The sequence below is a fragment of the Streptomyces sp. NPDC052043 genome (assembly GCF_044548235.1).
Lineage (GTDB): Bacteria > Actinomycetota > Actinomycetes > Streptomycetales > Streptomycetaceae > Streptomyces.
Genome location: NZ_JBIUBT010000006.1, coordinates 243,946 through 257,958 on the forward strand (window position 1 = coordinate 243,946; position 14,013 = coordinate 257,958).

The following is a 14,013-nucleotide window of genomic DNA, read 5'->3' on the forward strand; positions in this document are numbered from 1 at the left end:
TCACGTATCAACCTCGTACCGGTCGCACCCGTCTGCCCAGGAGCCGGGCAAGGTCCGCGCCCGGGTGCGGGACACTGGTCTGCGACCCCCTTTACGATCCTGGGCAGAAGTACCGAGCAACACCGGGTACGCGACAGGCGTCGACACCCGTCGACAGGGCCGACAGGGGGAACCAGCCGATTCACCGGCGCGTGGATACGATCAGTAAGCAGTACCAGGCAGGCAACACGCAGCACGACGGCAAGACCCACAGCGAAGGCAACGACGGAGGAGGTGCCCCATGGGAGTCCTGAAGAAGTTCGAGCAGCGTCTCGAAGGTCTGGTCAACGGCACCTTCGCCAAGGTCTTCAAGTCCGAGGTCCAGCCCGTGGAGATCGCGGGTGCGCTCCAGCGCGAGTGCGACAACAACGCGACGATCTGGAACCGCGACCGCACCGTCGTACCCAACGACTTCATCGTGGAGCTCAGCGCGCCCGACTACGAGCGTCTGAGCCCCTACTCCGGCCAGCTCGGCGACGAGCTCGCCGGCATGGTGCGCGACTACGCGAAGCAGCAGCGCTACACCTTCATGGGGCCGATCAAGGTCCACCTGGAGAAGGCGGAGGACCTGGACACCGGCCTGTACCGGGTGCGCAGCCGTACGCTCGCCTCCACCAGCAGCCAGCAGGCGCCCCAGGCCCCCTCGGCCGGTCCGGCCGGCCGTCCCGCCGCCCCGGGCGGATACGGGTACCCGCCCGCCGCCGGCCCCTCCGCTGCCCCCCCCATGCCGGCCGCGCCGCCGCCCGGTGCCCGCCCCGGCGGCTACGGCTACCCGCCGCCCGCCGCCCAGCGGCCCGCGCCCACCCCGGCGAGCGGCGGCCGCACCCGCTACTGGATCGAGATCAACGGCACCCGCCATCAGATCTCCCGCGCGACACTCGTGCTCGGCCGCAGCACCGAGGCCGACGTGCGGATCGACGACCCCGGCGTCTCCCGCCGGCACTGCGAGATCCGGACCGGAACGCCCTCGACGATCCAGGATCTCGGGTCCACCAACGGCATCGTGGTGGACGGGCAGCACACCACCCGCGCTACGCTCCGCGACGGCTCGCGGATCGTCGTGGGCAGCACCACCATCATTTACCGGCAAGCCGAAGGGTGAAGCGGGGGCAATGTCAGAGCTGACCCTCACGGTCATGCGGCTGGGTTTCCTGGCCGTACTGTGGCTGTTCGTGATCGTGGCCGTGCAGGTCATCCGCAGCGACCTGTTCGGTACGCGCGTCACCCAGCGGGGGGCCCGCAGAGAGACCGCCCGGCCGCAGCAGGCCGCGCGCCAGGCGGCGCCGCCGCAGCAGCGCGGTCAACAGGGCGGTGGCCGCCAGCGCCGCAACGCCCCCAGCAAACTCGTGGTGACCGAGGGCATCCTCACCGGCACCACCGTCGCGCTGCAGGGCCAGACCGTCACCCTGGGCCGCGCGCACGACTCCACGATCGTGCTGGACGACGACTACGCCTCCAGCCGCCATGCCAGGATCTACCCGGACCAGGGCGGCCAGTGGATCGTCGAGGACCTCGGATCCACCAACGGCACCTACCTGGACCGGACCCGGCTGACGACCCCCACACCGATCCCGCTGGGCGCGCCGATCCGCATCGGCAAGACCGTCATCGAGCTGCGGAAGTAATACGACTAATGAGCGAGCGGAGCGAGCACGCAGCGGAGGCCGGCACCCCGGGCCCCGGCGCGCTCCCGACCGGAGGGTGGGCACCGTGCGGATGTACCCGGAGCCGACGGGCGAGGTGCGCATGAGTCTGTCACTGCGCTTCGCCGCCGGATCGCACAAAGGCATGATCCGCGAGGGCAACGAGGATTCCGGCTACGCCGGTCCGCGTCTGCTCGCGATCGCCGACGGAATGGGCGGCCAGGCCGCCGGCGAGGTTGCCTCCTCCGAGGTGATCTCCACCATCGTCGCCCTCGACGACGACATCCCCGGCTCCGACATCCTCACCTCCCTCGGCACCGCCGTGCGGCGTGCCAACGACCAGCTGCGCGCCATGGTCGAGGAGGACCCCCAGCTGGAGGGCATGGGCACCACGCTCACCGCCCTGCTGTGGACCGGCCAGCGACTCGGTCTGGTGCACGTCGGCGACTCGCGCGCCTACCTGCTGCGCGACGGCGTACTGACCCAGATCACCCAGGACCACACCTGGGTGCAGCGCCTCGTCGACGAGGGACGCATCACCGAGGAAGAGGCCACCACCCACCCGCAGCGCGCCCTGCTCATGCGCGCCCTCGGCAGCGGCGAACACGTCGAACCCGACCTGTCCATCCGCGAGGTGCGCGCCGGCGACCGCTACCTGATCTGCTCCGACGGCCTCAGCGGCGTCGTCTCCCACCAGACGATGGAGGAGACCCTCGCCGGCTACCAGGGCCCGCAGGAGACCGTGCAGGAACTGATCCAGTTCGCGCTGCGCGGCGGCGGCCCCGACAACATCACCGTCATCGTCGCCGACGTCCTCGACCTGGACACCGGCGACACCCTCGCCGGGCAGCTCTCCGACACCCCGGTCGTGGTCGGCGCGGTCGCCGAGAACCAGAACCACCTGCACGACAACGGCATCATGCAGACCCCCGCCGGACGCGCCTCGGGCCTCGGCCGCCAGGTGCCCGGACAAGGCGGCGGTGGCGGCGAGTTCGGCCCGCCCGGCTCCGGCGACACCGCCGGCTACGCCCCCGCGGCCGACCACGGCGACTACGGCGACGACGACTTCGTCAAACCCCGCAAGAACCGCAGGTGGCTCAAGCGGTCGTTCTACAGCGTCCTCACGCTCGCCGTCCTCGGCGGCGGCCTCTACGGCGGCTACCGCTGGACGCAGACGCAGTACTTCGTCGGCGCCAACGAGGAACACGTCGCGCTCTACCGGGGCATCAGCCAGGACCTGGCCTGGCTGAAGCTGTCGAAGATCCACACGGACCACCCCGAGATCGAACTCAAGTACCTGCCGCCCTACCAGCAGAAGCAGGTCAGAGCGACGATCACCGAGGGCGGTCTGGAGAACGCCCGAAAGAAGATCGACGAGCTGTCCGTGCAGGCCTCCGCGTGCAAGAAGGAGGCCCAGCGCCGCACCGTCGAGGACAAGAACGGCGCCACGACGGGCCAGGACCAGGCCGGCGGCACCACGGGAACCACCCGCACCGCCCTCACGTCCAAGGCGACACCGAACCCGTCGACGGCCAAGTCCCCGTCCTCCCCGTCCACGTCCGCCACCGCGTCCACTCCCAGCCCCGGCCCCACTCTCTCGGAGGAAGAGCAGAAGGTCGTCTCGCTGTGCGGTAAGCAGTAGGCAAGCCGTGAGAGGCCCTGTCACACGATGAGCACTACCAACCCGTCGACGCAGCACACGTCCACGATCGGCGCGATCGGCGCGCCCAGCCGACGCAACACCGAGCTGGCGCTGCTGGTCTTCGCCGTCGCCATCCCGGTGTTCGCCTACGCCAACGTGGGCCTGGCCATCAACAGCCAGGTGCCCGCGGGCCTGCTGAGCTACGGCCTGGGCCTCGGTCTGCTGGCCGGCGCCGCGCACCTGGTCGTCCGCAAGTTCGCCCCGTACGCGGACCCGCTGCTGCTGCCGCTGGCCACGTTGCTGAACGGGCTCGGACTGGTCGTCATCTGGCGCCTGGACCAGTCGAAGCTGCTCCAGGCCATCGACCAGGCGGGAACGGCCGCGCCACGGCAGCTGCTGTACACGGCCCTGGGCATCGCCCTGTTCGTGGTGACCCTGATCTTCCTCAAGGACCACCGCGCCCTCCAGCGCTACACCTACATCTCCATGGTCGGCGCGCTGATCCTGCTGCTGCTGCCGCTCGTACCGGGCCTCGGCGCCAACATCTACGGCGCCAAGATCTGGATCTCGGTCGCCGGATTCTCCATCCAGCCCGGTGAGTTCGCCAAGATCGTGCTCGCCATCTTCTTCGCCGGGTACCTCATGGTGAAGCGGGACGCGCTCGCCCTGGCCAGCCGCCGCTTCATGGGCCTGTACCTGCCCCGCGGCCGCGACCTCGGACCGATCCTGGTCGTCTGGGTGATGTCCATCCTCATCCTGGTCTTCGAGACCGACCTCGGCACCTCGCTGCTGTTCTTCGGCATGTTCGTGATCATGCTGTACGTCGCCACCGAGCGGACCAGCTGGATCGTCTTCGGTCTGCTGATGTCCGCCGTCGGCGCCGTCGGCGTGGCCAGCTTCGAGACGCACGTCCAGCAGCGCGTCCAGGCCTGGCTCGACCCGTTCAAGGAGTACAAGCTCAGTCAGCAGGGCGTCAGCGGCCACTCCGAGCAGTCGATGGAAGCGCTGTGGGCGTTCGGCTCCGGCGGCACCCTCGGCTCCGGCCTCGGCCAGGGCCACTCCGACCTCATCAAGTTCGCCGCCAACTCCGACTTCATCCTCGCCACCTTCGGCGAGGAGCTGGGCCTGGCCGGCATCATGGCGCTCCTGCTGGTCTACGCCCTGATCGTGGAGCGCGGCGCGCGCACCGCGCTGGCCGCCCGCGACCCCTTCGGCAAGCTGCTCGCCATGGGCCTGTCCGGCGCCTTCGCGCTCCAGGTCTTCGTGGTGGCCGGCGGTGTGATGGGCCTCATCCCGCTCACGGGTATGACGATGCCGTTCCTGGCGTACGGCGGCTCCTCCGTCATCGCCAACTGGGTCCTGATCGGCATCCTGATCCGGATCAGCGACACCGCCCGCAGACCCGCCCCCGCGCCCGCCTCCAACCCCGACGCCGAGATGACCCAGGTGGTCCGCCCGTGAACAAGCCCCTGCGCCGAATCGCGATCTTCTGCGGACTCCTCGTCCTCACCCTGCTCATCCGCGACAACTGGATCCAGTACGTCAAGGCCGACACCCTCAAGAACGACAAGCACAACCGCCGCGTCACCATCGCGCGCTACGCCACCCCGCGCGGCGACATCATCGTCGGCGGCAACCCGATCACCGGCTCGGTCGAGACCAAGAGCAGCGGACTCAACGACCTCAAGTACAAGCGCACGTACAAGAACGGCCCGATGTGGGCGCCCGTCACCGGCTTCGCCTCGCAGTCCTACGGCGCCGACAAGCTGGAGAGCGTCGAGGACGGCATCCTCACGGGCAACGACGACCGGCTCTTCTTCCGCAACACCCTGGACATGATCACCGGCAAGCCCAAGCAGGGCGGCAACGTGGTCACCACGCTCAACGCGGCCGCGCAGAAGGCGGCCTACAACGGCCTGAAGAACGTCGGCGGCAAGGGCGCGGCGGTCGCCCTGGACCCCTCCACGGGCAAGATCCTCGCCCTGGCGTCCTACCCGTCCTACGACCCGTCGTCGTTCGCCGGCAACTCCAACGCGGACGCCGAGGCCTGGAACAAGCTCCAGAAGAAGTCCGACCCCAACGACCCGATGCTGAACCGGGCACTGCGCGAGACCTACCCGCCGGGCTCCACCTTCAAGGTGGTCACCGCGGCCGCCGCGCTGGAGAACGGGCTGTACAAGTCGGCGGACCAGGCCACCAACTCGCCGCTGCCGTGGATCATGCCCGGCACGACGACGCCGCTGAAGAACGAGGGCAACATCCCCTGCGAGAACGCCACCATGCGCGAGGCGCTGCGGGTGTCCTGCAACAGCGTCTTCGGCAAGATCGGCGCGGACCTCGGCAACGACAAGATGCTCGAGGAGGCGAAGAAGTTCGGCTTCGACAGTGAGCAGTTCACGCCGGTCCGCTCCAACGCCTCCGTGTTCTCGGACGACATGAACAAGTCGCAGACCGCGCTGTCCTCGATCGGCCAGTTCAACACCGCCGCCACCCCGCTCCAGATGGCCATGGTCGCCTCCGCCGTCGCCAACGACGGCAAGCTGATGAAGCCGTACATGGTCGACAAGCTCCAGTCCCCCAGCGTGGACACCCTGGAGCAGACCCAGCCGCAGGAACTGAGCCAGCCGCTCAGCTCGCAGAACGCCCAGATCCTCCAGTCCATGATGGAGACCGTCGTCAAGGACGGCACGGGCCAGAACGCGCAGATCAACGGCGTCACCGTGGGCGGCAAGACCGGTACCGCCCAGCACGGCGTCGACAACAGCGAGAAGCCGTACGCCTGGTTCATCTCCTACGCCAAGCTCCCCGACGGCAGCTCGCCGGTCGCCGTGGCCGTGGTCGTCGAGGACAACAACGCCAACCGCGACGACATCTCCGGTGGCGGCCTCGCGGCGCCCATCGCGAAGAACGTCATGGAGGCGGTCATCAACTCCAGGCAGTGACCCCCATCACGCCCCCTTCACATCGATGCACGTTGCGATACCGGTCCTGTATCGGGTGACGGGCTTGGCCAGGTCACACACAGCGAGCCGGGTACGGTAGGCCCGGACAGCAGCCTCCGGCGGCACAAGCAGTGCCGGTCGGGACCGACGGAGAGGGCTGGTAGGTAGCTATGGAAGAGCCGCGTCGCCTCGGCGGCCGGTACGAGCTGGGCCATGTGCTCGGCCGTGGTGGCATGGCGGAGGTGTACCTCGCACATGACACCCGGCTGGGACGCACCGTGGCAGTGAAGACGCTGCGCGCCGACCTGGCGCGCGACCCTTCCTTCCAGGCCCGGTTCCGCCGGGAGGCCCAGTCGGCCGCCTCGCTCAACCATCCCGCGATCGTCGCGGTCTACGACACGGGCGAGGACTACATCGACGGGGTCTCGATCCCGTACATCGTGATGGAGTACGTCGACGGCTCCACGCTCCGTGAACTGCTGCACAGCGGCCGCAAGCTGCTGCCGGAGCGGTCGATGGAGATGACCATCGGCATCCTCCAGGGCCTGGAGTACGCCCACCGCAACGGCATCGTCCACCGCGACATCAAGCCGGCCAACGTCATGCTGACGCGCAACGGCCAGGTCAAGGTCATGGACTTCGGCATCGCCCGCGCCATGGGCGACTCCGGCATGACCATGACCCAGACCGCGGCCGTCATCGGCACCGCCCAGTACCTGTCTCCCGAACAGGCCAAAGGCGAGCAGGTCGACGCGCGCTCGGACCTGTATTCGACGGGGTGCCTGATCTACGAGCTGCTGACGGTCCGCCCACCCTTCGTGGGCGACTCCCCCGTCGCGGTCGCCTACCAGCACGTCCGCGAGGAGCCGCAGCCCCCGAGCGTCTTCGACCCCGAGATCACGCCCGAGATGGACGCGATCGTGATGCGGGCGCTCGTCAAGGACCCCGACTACCGCTACCAGTCCGCCGACGAGATGCGCGCCGACATCGAGGCCTGCCTCGACGGCCAGCCGGTCGCGGCCACGGCGGCCATGGGCGCGGTCGGCTACGGCGCCTACCCCGACGACCAGCCGACCACCGCGCTGCGCCCCGACGCCGGCCCCGCGGGCGCGACGACGATGCTGCCGCCCATGAACCCGGACGACGGCGGCTACGGCTACGACGACCGCCCCGACCGGCGCCGTCAGAAGAAGTCCAACACCTCGACGATCCTGCTGGCCGTCGCCGGCCTCCTGGTCCTCATCGGCGCGATCTTCATCGGCATGTACGCCTTCGGCGGGAAGGGCGCCAACAACGACATGGTGCCCGTGCCCAACTTCGTCGGCCACACGAAGAGCGACGCCGAGAAGATGGCCACGAACGGCAGCGTCGTGGTGGCCTTCACCCAGGACACCTGCGAGGACCAGCCCAAGGGCAGGGTCTGCTCGCAGGACCATAAGGGCGGTGAGGACATCAAGAAGGGCGAGACGGTCAACCTGGTGATGTCCACCGGGGCGCCGAAGGTGACGGTTCCCAGCGTCCGCGGCCTGTCCTTCGACAAGGCGCAGACCCAGTTGGTGGATCTGGGCTTCAAGGTCGAGAAGAAGACCCGGGAGTCCGACCAAGAACCCGACGTGGTCATCGACCAGGACCCCGCGGGCGACACGGAGAAGGAAAAGGGCTCCGTCATCACCCTCACGGTCGCCAAGCCCGTCGAGAAGGCCACCGTGCCGGACGTCACGAACAAGACCTGCGACGACGCCGTGGCCCAGATGCAGCAGAACGGCCTCACCGGCGAGTGCAGCGACACCCCCGTGAACGACCCCAACCAGGACAACAAGGTCGTCTCGACCGTTCCGGGCCCCAATCAGCAGGTCGACAAGGGCTCCAAGGTGACCATCAACATCGGCAGGCTTCAGCAGCAGAAGACGCAGGTGCCGAAGGTCCAGGGCATGCGTCTGGGGCAGGCCAAGCAGGTCCTGGGGCAGAACGGCTTCACCAACATCCAGTTCGCCGACGGAAGCAGCCAGGACGACAACGCGTTTGTCATCAGCCAGGAACCGAACGAAGGCCAGGAGGTCGACGACCCCGCCGGGACGCCGATCACGCTGACGACCGTCGGCGGCAACGGCAACAACGGCCGCGGCAACGGCGGCTTCTTCGGCGGCTGACCCCGACCCTGCCGACACTCAGAGCCCCGGTTCCCCCTCGCAGGAGGAGAACCGGGGCTCCGTCGTACCGCCCGCCCGCCTCGTCACCACACACCTGCACGCAATCCGATCGTGTCTTCATATGTCACGACTCGTTGATCGGGTGGGGTGGGGAATCGAAACGCTCTGCCCCGGCCATATGGCCGCACACGAACAGAAGGGCAGGGCGTGATCAACGAGTCGGTACTCTTGGAATCAAAGAGCCTGCGCAACAGCGTGCTCGACCGCACAGACGTGCTCGACAGGGTGAAGGCACTGTCACTGTTGCCTGACGGGATGCATGTGACGACAGCGATGGTGGCGACGTATTTCGGCGTCACCGTGGAGGCCGTCCGCGCCCTTGTGCACGACCACCGCGGGGAACTGGAATCGAATGGGTATCGGGTCCTGACCGGTTCAGAACTGAGTGACTTCAAGCAACTCAGTGGCATCCAGTCACGCACCCGGTCTCTTGCGCTCTTCTCCCGCCGAGCCGTCCTCAACGTGGCCATGCTCCTCAGGGACAGCGACATCGCACGTCAGGTACGTGTGTACCTCCTCGACATGGAATACCTGGCCCGCGCACAGCCTGTGGAAAACCCTCCCCAGCCGGACGTCGTCTCCCTCGATGACCGAATCGACCAGCGCATCAGCCACGTCCTCGGCAAGACCGTCGTCCCCATGTTCAACGCCTTGATCGAAACATCGGGCGAGCACCGGCGGGAGCTGATCGCGCTCCGCGCAGGTGTCCAGCACATCGAGCGGCGGCTGCAGCAGCACCACGCACGCCTCCTCAGGCTGGAGAGCCCCCGCCAGGATCGTCCCCTCGCCGGAGTCATGGCCGCCATGGACTCCATGACCGGCCGTGAGTTCGAGAAGCACATCGCCGTGCTTCTGCGACGCGACGGCTGCACCAACGTGGTCGTCCTCGGGCGCCACGGAGACCGAGGCGTCGACATCACCGCGCTGACGGCCGACGGCCGGCGCCTCGTCGTCCAGTGCAAGAGGTTCGCGCCCCACCTGCGGATCACCAGCCCCGAGGTCCAGAAGTTCGTCGGATCCGCAAAGGTCCTGTACGCCTCGGACGTCGCTCTGTACGTGGCGACGTGTCGCTTCACACCCGACGCCCTGAGCATCGCCGAGGAGGCCGGCATCACCGCCGTGCACCGCGGGCTGCTGGAGAAGTGGGGCGCGGGCGACATGCTCACGGTCCTGAAATAGGACCGCAGCGACAGCAAGAGGCCCGAAGTCGCAAAACCACGTTGCGGCTTCGGGCCTCCGCCATGTTAAAGGACTGAACTCCTTCAAGGCGCTCAGTCAGCCTCGCAGTTCCTCCGGCAACGTCCGCTTGCTGTCCACCTTCTCCACCCGGACCAGTTCCCCCCACACCACGTACCGGTACCGCGAGGTATAGACCGGCGTGCACGTCGTCAGGGTGATGTAGTGTCCCGGCTTCTTGACGCCCGACTCCTTGGGGACCCGGGCCAGGACCTGGACGTTGTACTTGGAGGTCTCGGGGAGGATGTCGAAGACCTTGTAGACGTACCACGTGTCCTTGGTCTCGAAGACGACCGGATCGCCCACGTGCACCTTGTCGATGTTGTGGAACTTCGCGCCGTGACCGTCCCGGTGGGCGGCGAGGGTGAAGTTGCCGGTCTTGCCGGACGTCGGCAGGGTCGCCTTGGCCGGGTCCGTGTAGTAGCCGGCCACCCCGCCGTTCAGCACCTCCGACGACGTGCCCTTCTTGACCAGGACCTCGCCGTTGTGCATGGACGGCACGTGCAGGAAGCCGATGCCGTCCTTGGTGTCCAGCGCTCCGGGACCGCCGGGCGCTGACTGCGCCCAGTCGTCGCGGACGTGGTCGCCCTCCCGGTCGGCCTTGCGGTCCGCCAGGACGTTCGTCCACCACAGGGAGTAGACGACGAACAGGCCCAGGACCAGACCCACCGTGATGAGAAGTTCGCCGAAGACGCTGACGGCGAGGGCCAGCGGGCCCGTACCCCGGCGGCGCCGCGCACGACCGGCACCCGGCCTGTCACCGTGCCCTTCGCGGCCGTCCGTGTGCTCTGCCGTGTCGTCCGTGGTCGCTGCCACTGTTCATCCGCCCTTTAACTGACGAGCGCATCCGGCTTGCCCTTGCTGCGCGGCCGTTCCTCGACCATCTTGCCCCAGACGATCATCCGGTACTTGCTGGTGAACTCCGGAGTGCAGGTGGTCAGCGTGATGTAGCGGCCGGGCCCGGTGAAGCCCGATCCCTTCGGTACGGGATCGAGGACGCTGATGTTGGCCGGTGGGGTCACCGGCAGTATCGACGCCATCTTGTACACGAAGTACGTGTCCTGCGTCTCCACGACGATCGCGTCGCCCGGCGAGAGCTTGTTGATGTACCGGAAGGGCTCACCGTGCGTGTTGCGGTGGCCGGCGAGCCCGAAGTTGCCCGTCTTCGCGTCCGGCATCGCGGTGTTCAGGTCGCCCTGCCCGTAGTGCCCGACCATGCCCTTGTCCAGCACCTTCGCCTTGCTGGTGCCCTCTGCGATGGGGACCACCACGTCCAGCTTCGGGATGTGCAGGAGCGCGAAGCCCTGCCCCGGCTCGAACGTCCCCGGGTTGCGTTTGCCACTCGCCCAGTCGTCCTGCAACTGGTGCGCCTCACTGCCCGCCTGCGCGTGCGCCCGGACGTTCGTCCACCACAACTGGTAGGTGACGAAGAGCAGCATCACCACACCGGTGGTGATGAACAACTCGCCGACGACCCGACTGGCGATCACGGCCGGGCTCGCCCTGCGTGCCCGCGCCTGCCGGCGGGCCTCCACGCGGGACAGCGGCGCGGACGGACGGTCTTCCGGGCTGTCCTCCTCCGACGGCGGGGCCGCCGGCGCCCCACGACGGCCGTGACGGCGCCTGGCGGCCTTTCTGCGGGCCGCGCGTCCACCCGGTGGAGGTGCAGCGGCCCGCACGGCGGAAGAGGCGCCAGGCGGCGGATCCGGGATCCGCAGCGCCATGGTCTCGTCGTCGATCCGCAACGCCATGGTCTCGTCGTCGACCGGAGGCAGGTACGCCGTCGCGTCGCCCGAGGGCCCGTACGACACCCCCGCCCCGCTCTGCTGGGGCGCCGCGTAGGGGTCCTGGGGCACGTCTCGCGCCCCGGTGCCGTACCACTCCTCGAGCGCGTCCGGCCCCTCGTACGACTGCTGCCCGTACGAGGTGTCCGTCTCGCGCTCGGGGCGCAGCGCGGTCACGCCGTGGCCCTGCCCACCACCGGGGCGAGCCCCGCCGACCTCGCCACGGCCTCCTTGTCGCCGCACTCCGCCAGCCAGTTGGCCAGCATCCGGTGCCCGTGCTCGGTCAGCACCGACTCCGGATGGAACTGCACGCCCTCGACGGGAAGTTCACGGTGCCGCAGCCCCATGATGATGCCGTCGTGCGTGCGCGCCGTGACCACCAGCTCGTCCGGCACGGTCGCCGGTTCGGCGGCCAGGGAGTGGTAGCGGGTCGCCGTGAAGGGGGAGGGCAGGCCCGCGAAGACGCCCGTGCCCTCGTGCTCCACCAGCGAGGTCTTGCCGTGCAGCAGCTCGGGCGCGCGGTCCACCACACCGCCGTAGGCCACCTGCATCGACTGCATGCCCAGGCACACACCGAAGACGGGAACACCGGTCGCGGCGCAGTGCCGGACCATCTCCACGCAGACACCGGCCTGCTCGGGCGTGCCCGGCCCGGGCGACAGCAGCACGCCGTCGAAACGGTCCTGCGCGTGCGCCGTCGACACCTCGTCGTTGCGCAGCACCTCGCACTCGGCCCCCAGCTGGTACAGGTACTGGACCAGGTTGAAGACGAAGCTGTCGTAGTTGTCGACGACGAGAATCCGTGCACTCACTGGTTGTCCACCGTCACATCGTTGAAGGGAAGCAGCGGTTCGGCCCACGGAAAGACGTACTGGAACAGGGCGTAGACCACGGCCAGGACCAACACCAGTGAGATCAGGGCCTTCACCCACGCGTTCCCGGGCAGTTGCCGCCAGATCCAGCCGTACATGCCGTCCCTTTCGTCTCCCACGGCACCAGACTCACGCCGTACGCCACCAGACTAACGGCGCGACGCCCGAGGTTTCCCAACCTCCGCGAGCTGTGCGGAAACCGTGTGCGCCCGGACGGACGTGGCACAGCGTCGATCAGCTCAACGACCGCGGAGACGGTTTTGTACTGCCCTTTGTCGATCCGATACGCGAACCAGGTGGTTCCGTTCACCAGTACGACACCGGAGCGCCCTCACCGGAGTGCCGGCGCCCGGCGGCCGCGCCTACCGCACGGGCTTCGCGTAGTGCAGGTCCACGGTGCCGGAGTAGCCGGGCAGGGTCACCGTTCCGTCGTCGGTGACCTTCCAGCCGAGGCCGTAGACGTTGACGTACACCATGTAGTTCTGGATCGCCGGGGAGTCCGCGAGCGCCTTCTGGAGCTTCCCCGGATCGCCGACCGCCGTGATCTTGTAGGGCGGTGAGTAGACGCGGCCCTGGAGGATCAGCGTGTTGCCCACGCAGCGCACGGCGCTGGTGGAGATCAGCCGCTGGTCCATCACCTTGATGCCCTGGGCGCCGCCGTTCCACAGCGCGTTGACCACGGCCTGGAGGTCCTGCTGGTGGATCACCAGGTAGTCGGGCTGCGGCTCGGGGTAGCCGGGGAGCTTCGCGGTGGCGTCGGGCGGGGCGTCGTTGAGCGTGACCGTGATCGCGCGGCCGGTGAGCTTGCGGGTGCCCGCGCTCTTCTCCACGCCGGTCAGCCCGCCGTCCTGGGGCTTGCCGTCGTCGTCGCGCGCGGCGAGGGACTCGATGTTGTCGCGCAGGGCGGCGTTGGACTCGTCGAGGTCCTTGTTCTTCCGGCTGCGCTCCTGGACGAGGTCGGACAGCTTCAGGAGGGACGTGTCCGTGCGGATGTTGGTGCCCTTGGCCGTGTTGAAACTGGTGAAGAAGATCAACCCGGCGAGGGCGAAGACGGCCACGGTCATGATCCGCACGGGCCTCGGGCGGCGCGTGCGGGCCGGGCCGGCACCCGTCCCCGGGAAGTCGGCAGAATTGCTCAACGTACCCTTATCTCCTTCGGCGCCGCGGAAGCACTACGCTAACGGACGTCCGGGGGAGTGCTCAGTGTGCCCTTGTACGCTGCTCCGGAGCCAGCCCAGTTCCCTGCGCGGCCACCAGCGCATCGACAGGAGAGACCCTCGTGCCGAAGTCACGTATCCGCAAGAAGGCCGACTACACGCCGCCGCCCGCCAAGCAGGCGACGAGCATCAAGCTGGAGGGCCGCGGCTGGGTGGCGCCCGTCATGCTGGCGCTGTTCCTCATCGGCCTGGCCTGGATCGTCGTCTTCTATGTGACCGACGGCTCACTGCCCATCCATGCCATCGGCAACGCGAACATCGTCGTGGGCTTCGGCTTCATCGCCGCCGGATTCGCCGTCTCCACGCAGTGGAAGTGACGTTGTCCTCCCGGTGAACACAGCTCTGCCCACGGCTATCCGCTGAGTTATCCACAGGCCGGAAGAATTTCCACATACAGCCTGGGGAAAACGCTGATGATCTGTGGATAA

At 68.3% G+C, this 14,013-nt stretch carries 12 protein-coding genes and 2 pseudogenes; 8 read left to right on the forward strand and 6 right to left on the reverse strand.

Features of this window, described 5'->3' with window-relative positions:
- Positions 1-280: 280 nt before the first annotated feature.
- From ACIHCX_RS17970 to ACIHCX_RS18000, 7 genes are all read left to right on the forward strand, one after another.
- On the forward strand, positions 281-1,141 hold the full coding sequence (locus ACIHCX_RS17970) for an FhaA domain-containing protein (RefSeq protein ID WP_400030394.1): 861 nt from the start codon (positions 281-283) through the stop codon (positions 1,139-1,141).
- A 10-nt stretch (positions 1,142-1,151) separates the two neighbouring features.
- On the forward strand, positions 1,152-1,664 hold the full coding sequence (locus ACIHCX_RS17975; protein ID WP_400030397.1) for an FHA domain-containing protein: 513 nt from the start codon (positions 1,152-1,154) through the stop codon (positions 1,662-1,664).
- Between the two features lie 91 nt (positions 1,665-1,755).
- Positions 1,756-3,324 carry a Stp1/IreP family PP2C-type Ser/Thr phosphatase gene (locus tag ACIHCX_RS17980; protein WP_400030825.1) on the forward strand — a complete coding sequence of 523 codons (1,569 nt, stop codon included), beginning with the start codon at positions 1,756-1,758 and terminating at the stop codon, positions 3,322-3,324.
- A 27-nt stretch (positions 3,325-3,351) separates the two neighbouring features.
- Positions 3,352-4,785, forward strand: a complete 1,434-nt coding sequence (locus ACIHCX_RS17985) for an FtsW/RodA/SpoVE family cell cycle protein (RefSeq protein ID WP_400030399.1) — start codon at positions 3,352-3,354, stop codon at positions 4,783-4,785.
- Positions 4,782-6,266 carry a peptidoglycan D,D-transpeptidase FtsI family protein gene (locus tag ACIHCX_RS17990; RefSeq protein WP_400030401.1) on the forward strand — a complete coding sequence of 495 codons (1,485 nt, stop codon included), beginning with the start codon at positions 4,782-4,784 and terminating at the stop codon, positions 6,264-6,266. Before ACIHCX_RS17985 ends, ACIHCX_RS17990 begins: the two co-directional genes overlap by 4 nt.
- A 170-nt stretch (positions 6,267-6,436) precedes the next feature.
- Complete coding sequence (gene pknB, locus ACIHCX_RS17995) at positions 6,437-8,416, forward strand: Stk1 family PASTA domain-containing Ser/Thr kinase (protein WP_400030403.1); 1,980 nt, start codon at positions 6,437-6,439, stop codon at positions 8,414-8,416.
- Between the two features lie 207 nt (positions 8,417-8,623).
- Positions 8,624-9,655: a restriction endonuclease gene (locus tag ACIHCX_RS18000; RefSeq protein WP_400030405.1), complete on the forward strand. Its 1,032-nt coding sequence runs from the start codon at positions 8,624-8,626 to the stop codon at positions 9,653-9,655.
- Positions 9,656-9,751: 96 nt separating this feature from the next.
- On the opposite strand, the gene ACIHCX_RS18005 is transcribed toward ACIHCX_RS18000, so the two are convergent.
- The 6 genes and pseudogenes from ACIHCX_RS18005 to ACIHCX_RS18030 form a co-directional block, all read right to left on the reverse strand.
- On the reverse strand, positions 9,752-10,528 hold the full coding sequence (locus ACIHCX_RS18005; RefSeq protein WP_400030407.1) for a class E sortase: 777 nt from the start codon (positions 10,526-10,528) through the stop codon (positions 9,752-9,754).
- A 14-nt stretch (positions 10,529-10,542) separates the two neighbouring features.
- Positions 10,543-11,673: a class E sortase gene (locus ACIHCX_RS18010; protein ID WP_400030410.1), complete on the reverse strand. Its 1,131-nt coding sequence runs from the start codon at positions 11,671-11,673 to the stop codon at positions 10,543-10,545.
- Entirely contained in the window at positions 11,670-12,308 is a 639-nt protein-coding gene (locus ACIHCX_RS18015) for an aminodeoxychorismate/anthranilate synthase component II (protein ID WP_392303848.1), read from the reverse strand. The genes ACIHCX_RS18010 and ACIHCX_RS18015 overlap by 4 nt, the downstream gene beginning before the upstream one ends.
- A pseudogene (locus tag ACIHCX_RS18020) lies at positions 12,305-12,513 on the reverse strand (hypothetical protein). The gene ACIHCX_RS18015 and the pseudogene ACIHCX_RS18020 overlap by 4 nt, the downstream one beginning before the upstream one ends.
- A 54-nt stretch (positions 12,514-12,567) precedes the next feature.
- A pseudogene (locus ACIHCX_RS18025) lies at positions 12,568-12,687 on the reverse strand (class E sortase); the annotation flags it as partial.
- Between the two features lie 43 nt (positions 12,688-12,730).
- Positions 12,731-13,507 carry a DUF881 domain-containing protein gene (locus ACIHCX_RS18030; RefSeq protein WP_400030413.1) on the reverse strand — a complete coding sequence of 259 codons (777 nt, stop codon included), beginning with the start codon at positions 13,505-13,507 and terminating at the stop codon, positions 12,731-12,733.
- Positions 13,508-13,647: 140 nt separating this feature from the next.
- On the opposite strand from ACIHCX_RS18030, the gene crgA reads away from it, so the two are divergent.
- Complete coding sequence (crgA, locus tag ACIHCX_RS18035; protein ID WP_400030415.1) at positions 13,648-13,902, forward strand: cell division protein CrgA; 255 nt, start codon at positions 13,648-13,650, stop codon at positions 13,900-13,902.
- Positions 13,903-14,013: the final 111 nt, after the last annotated feature.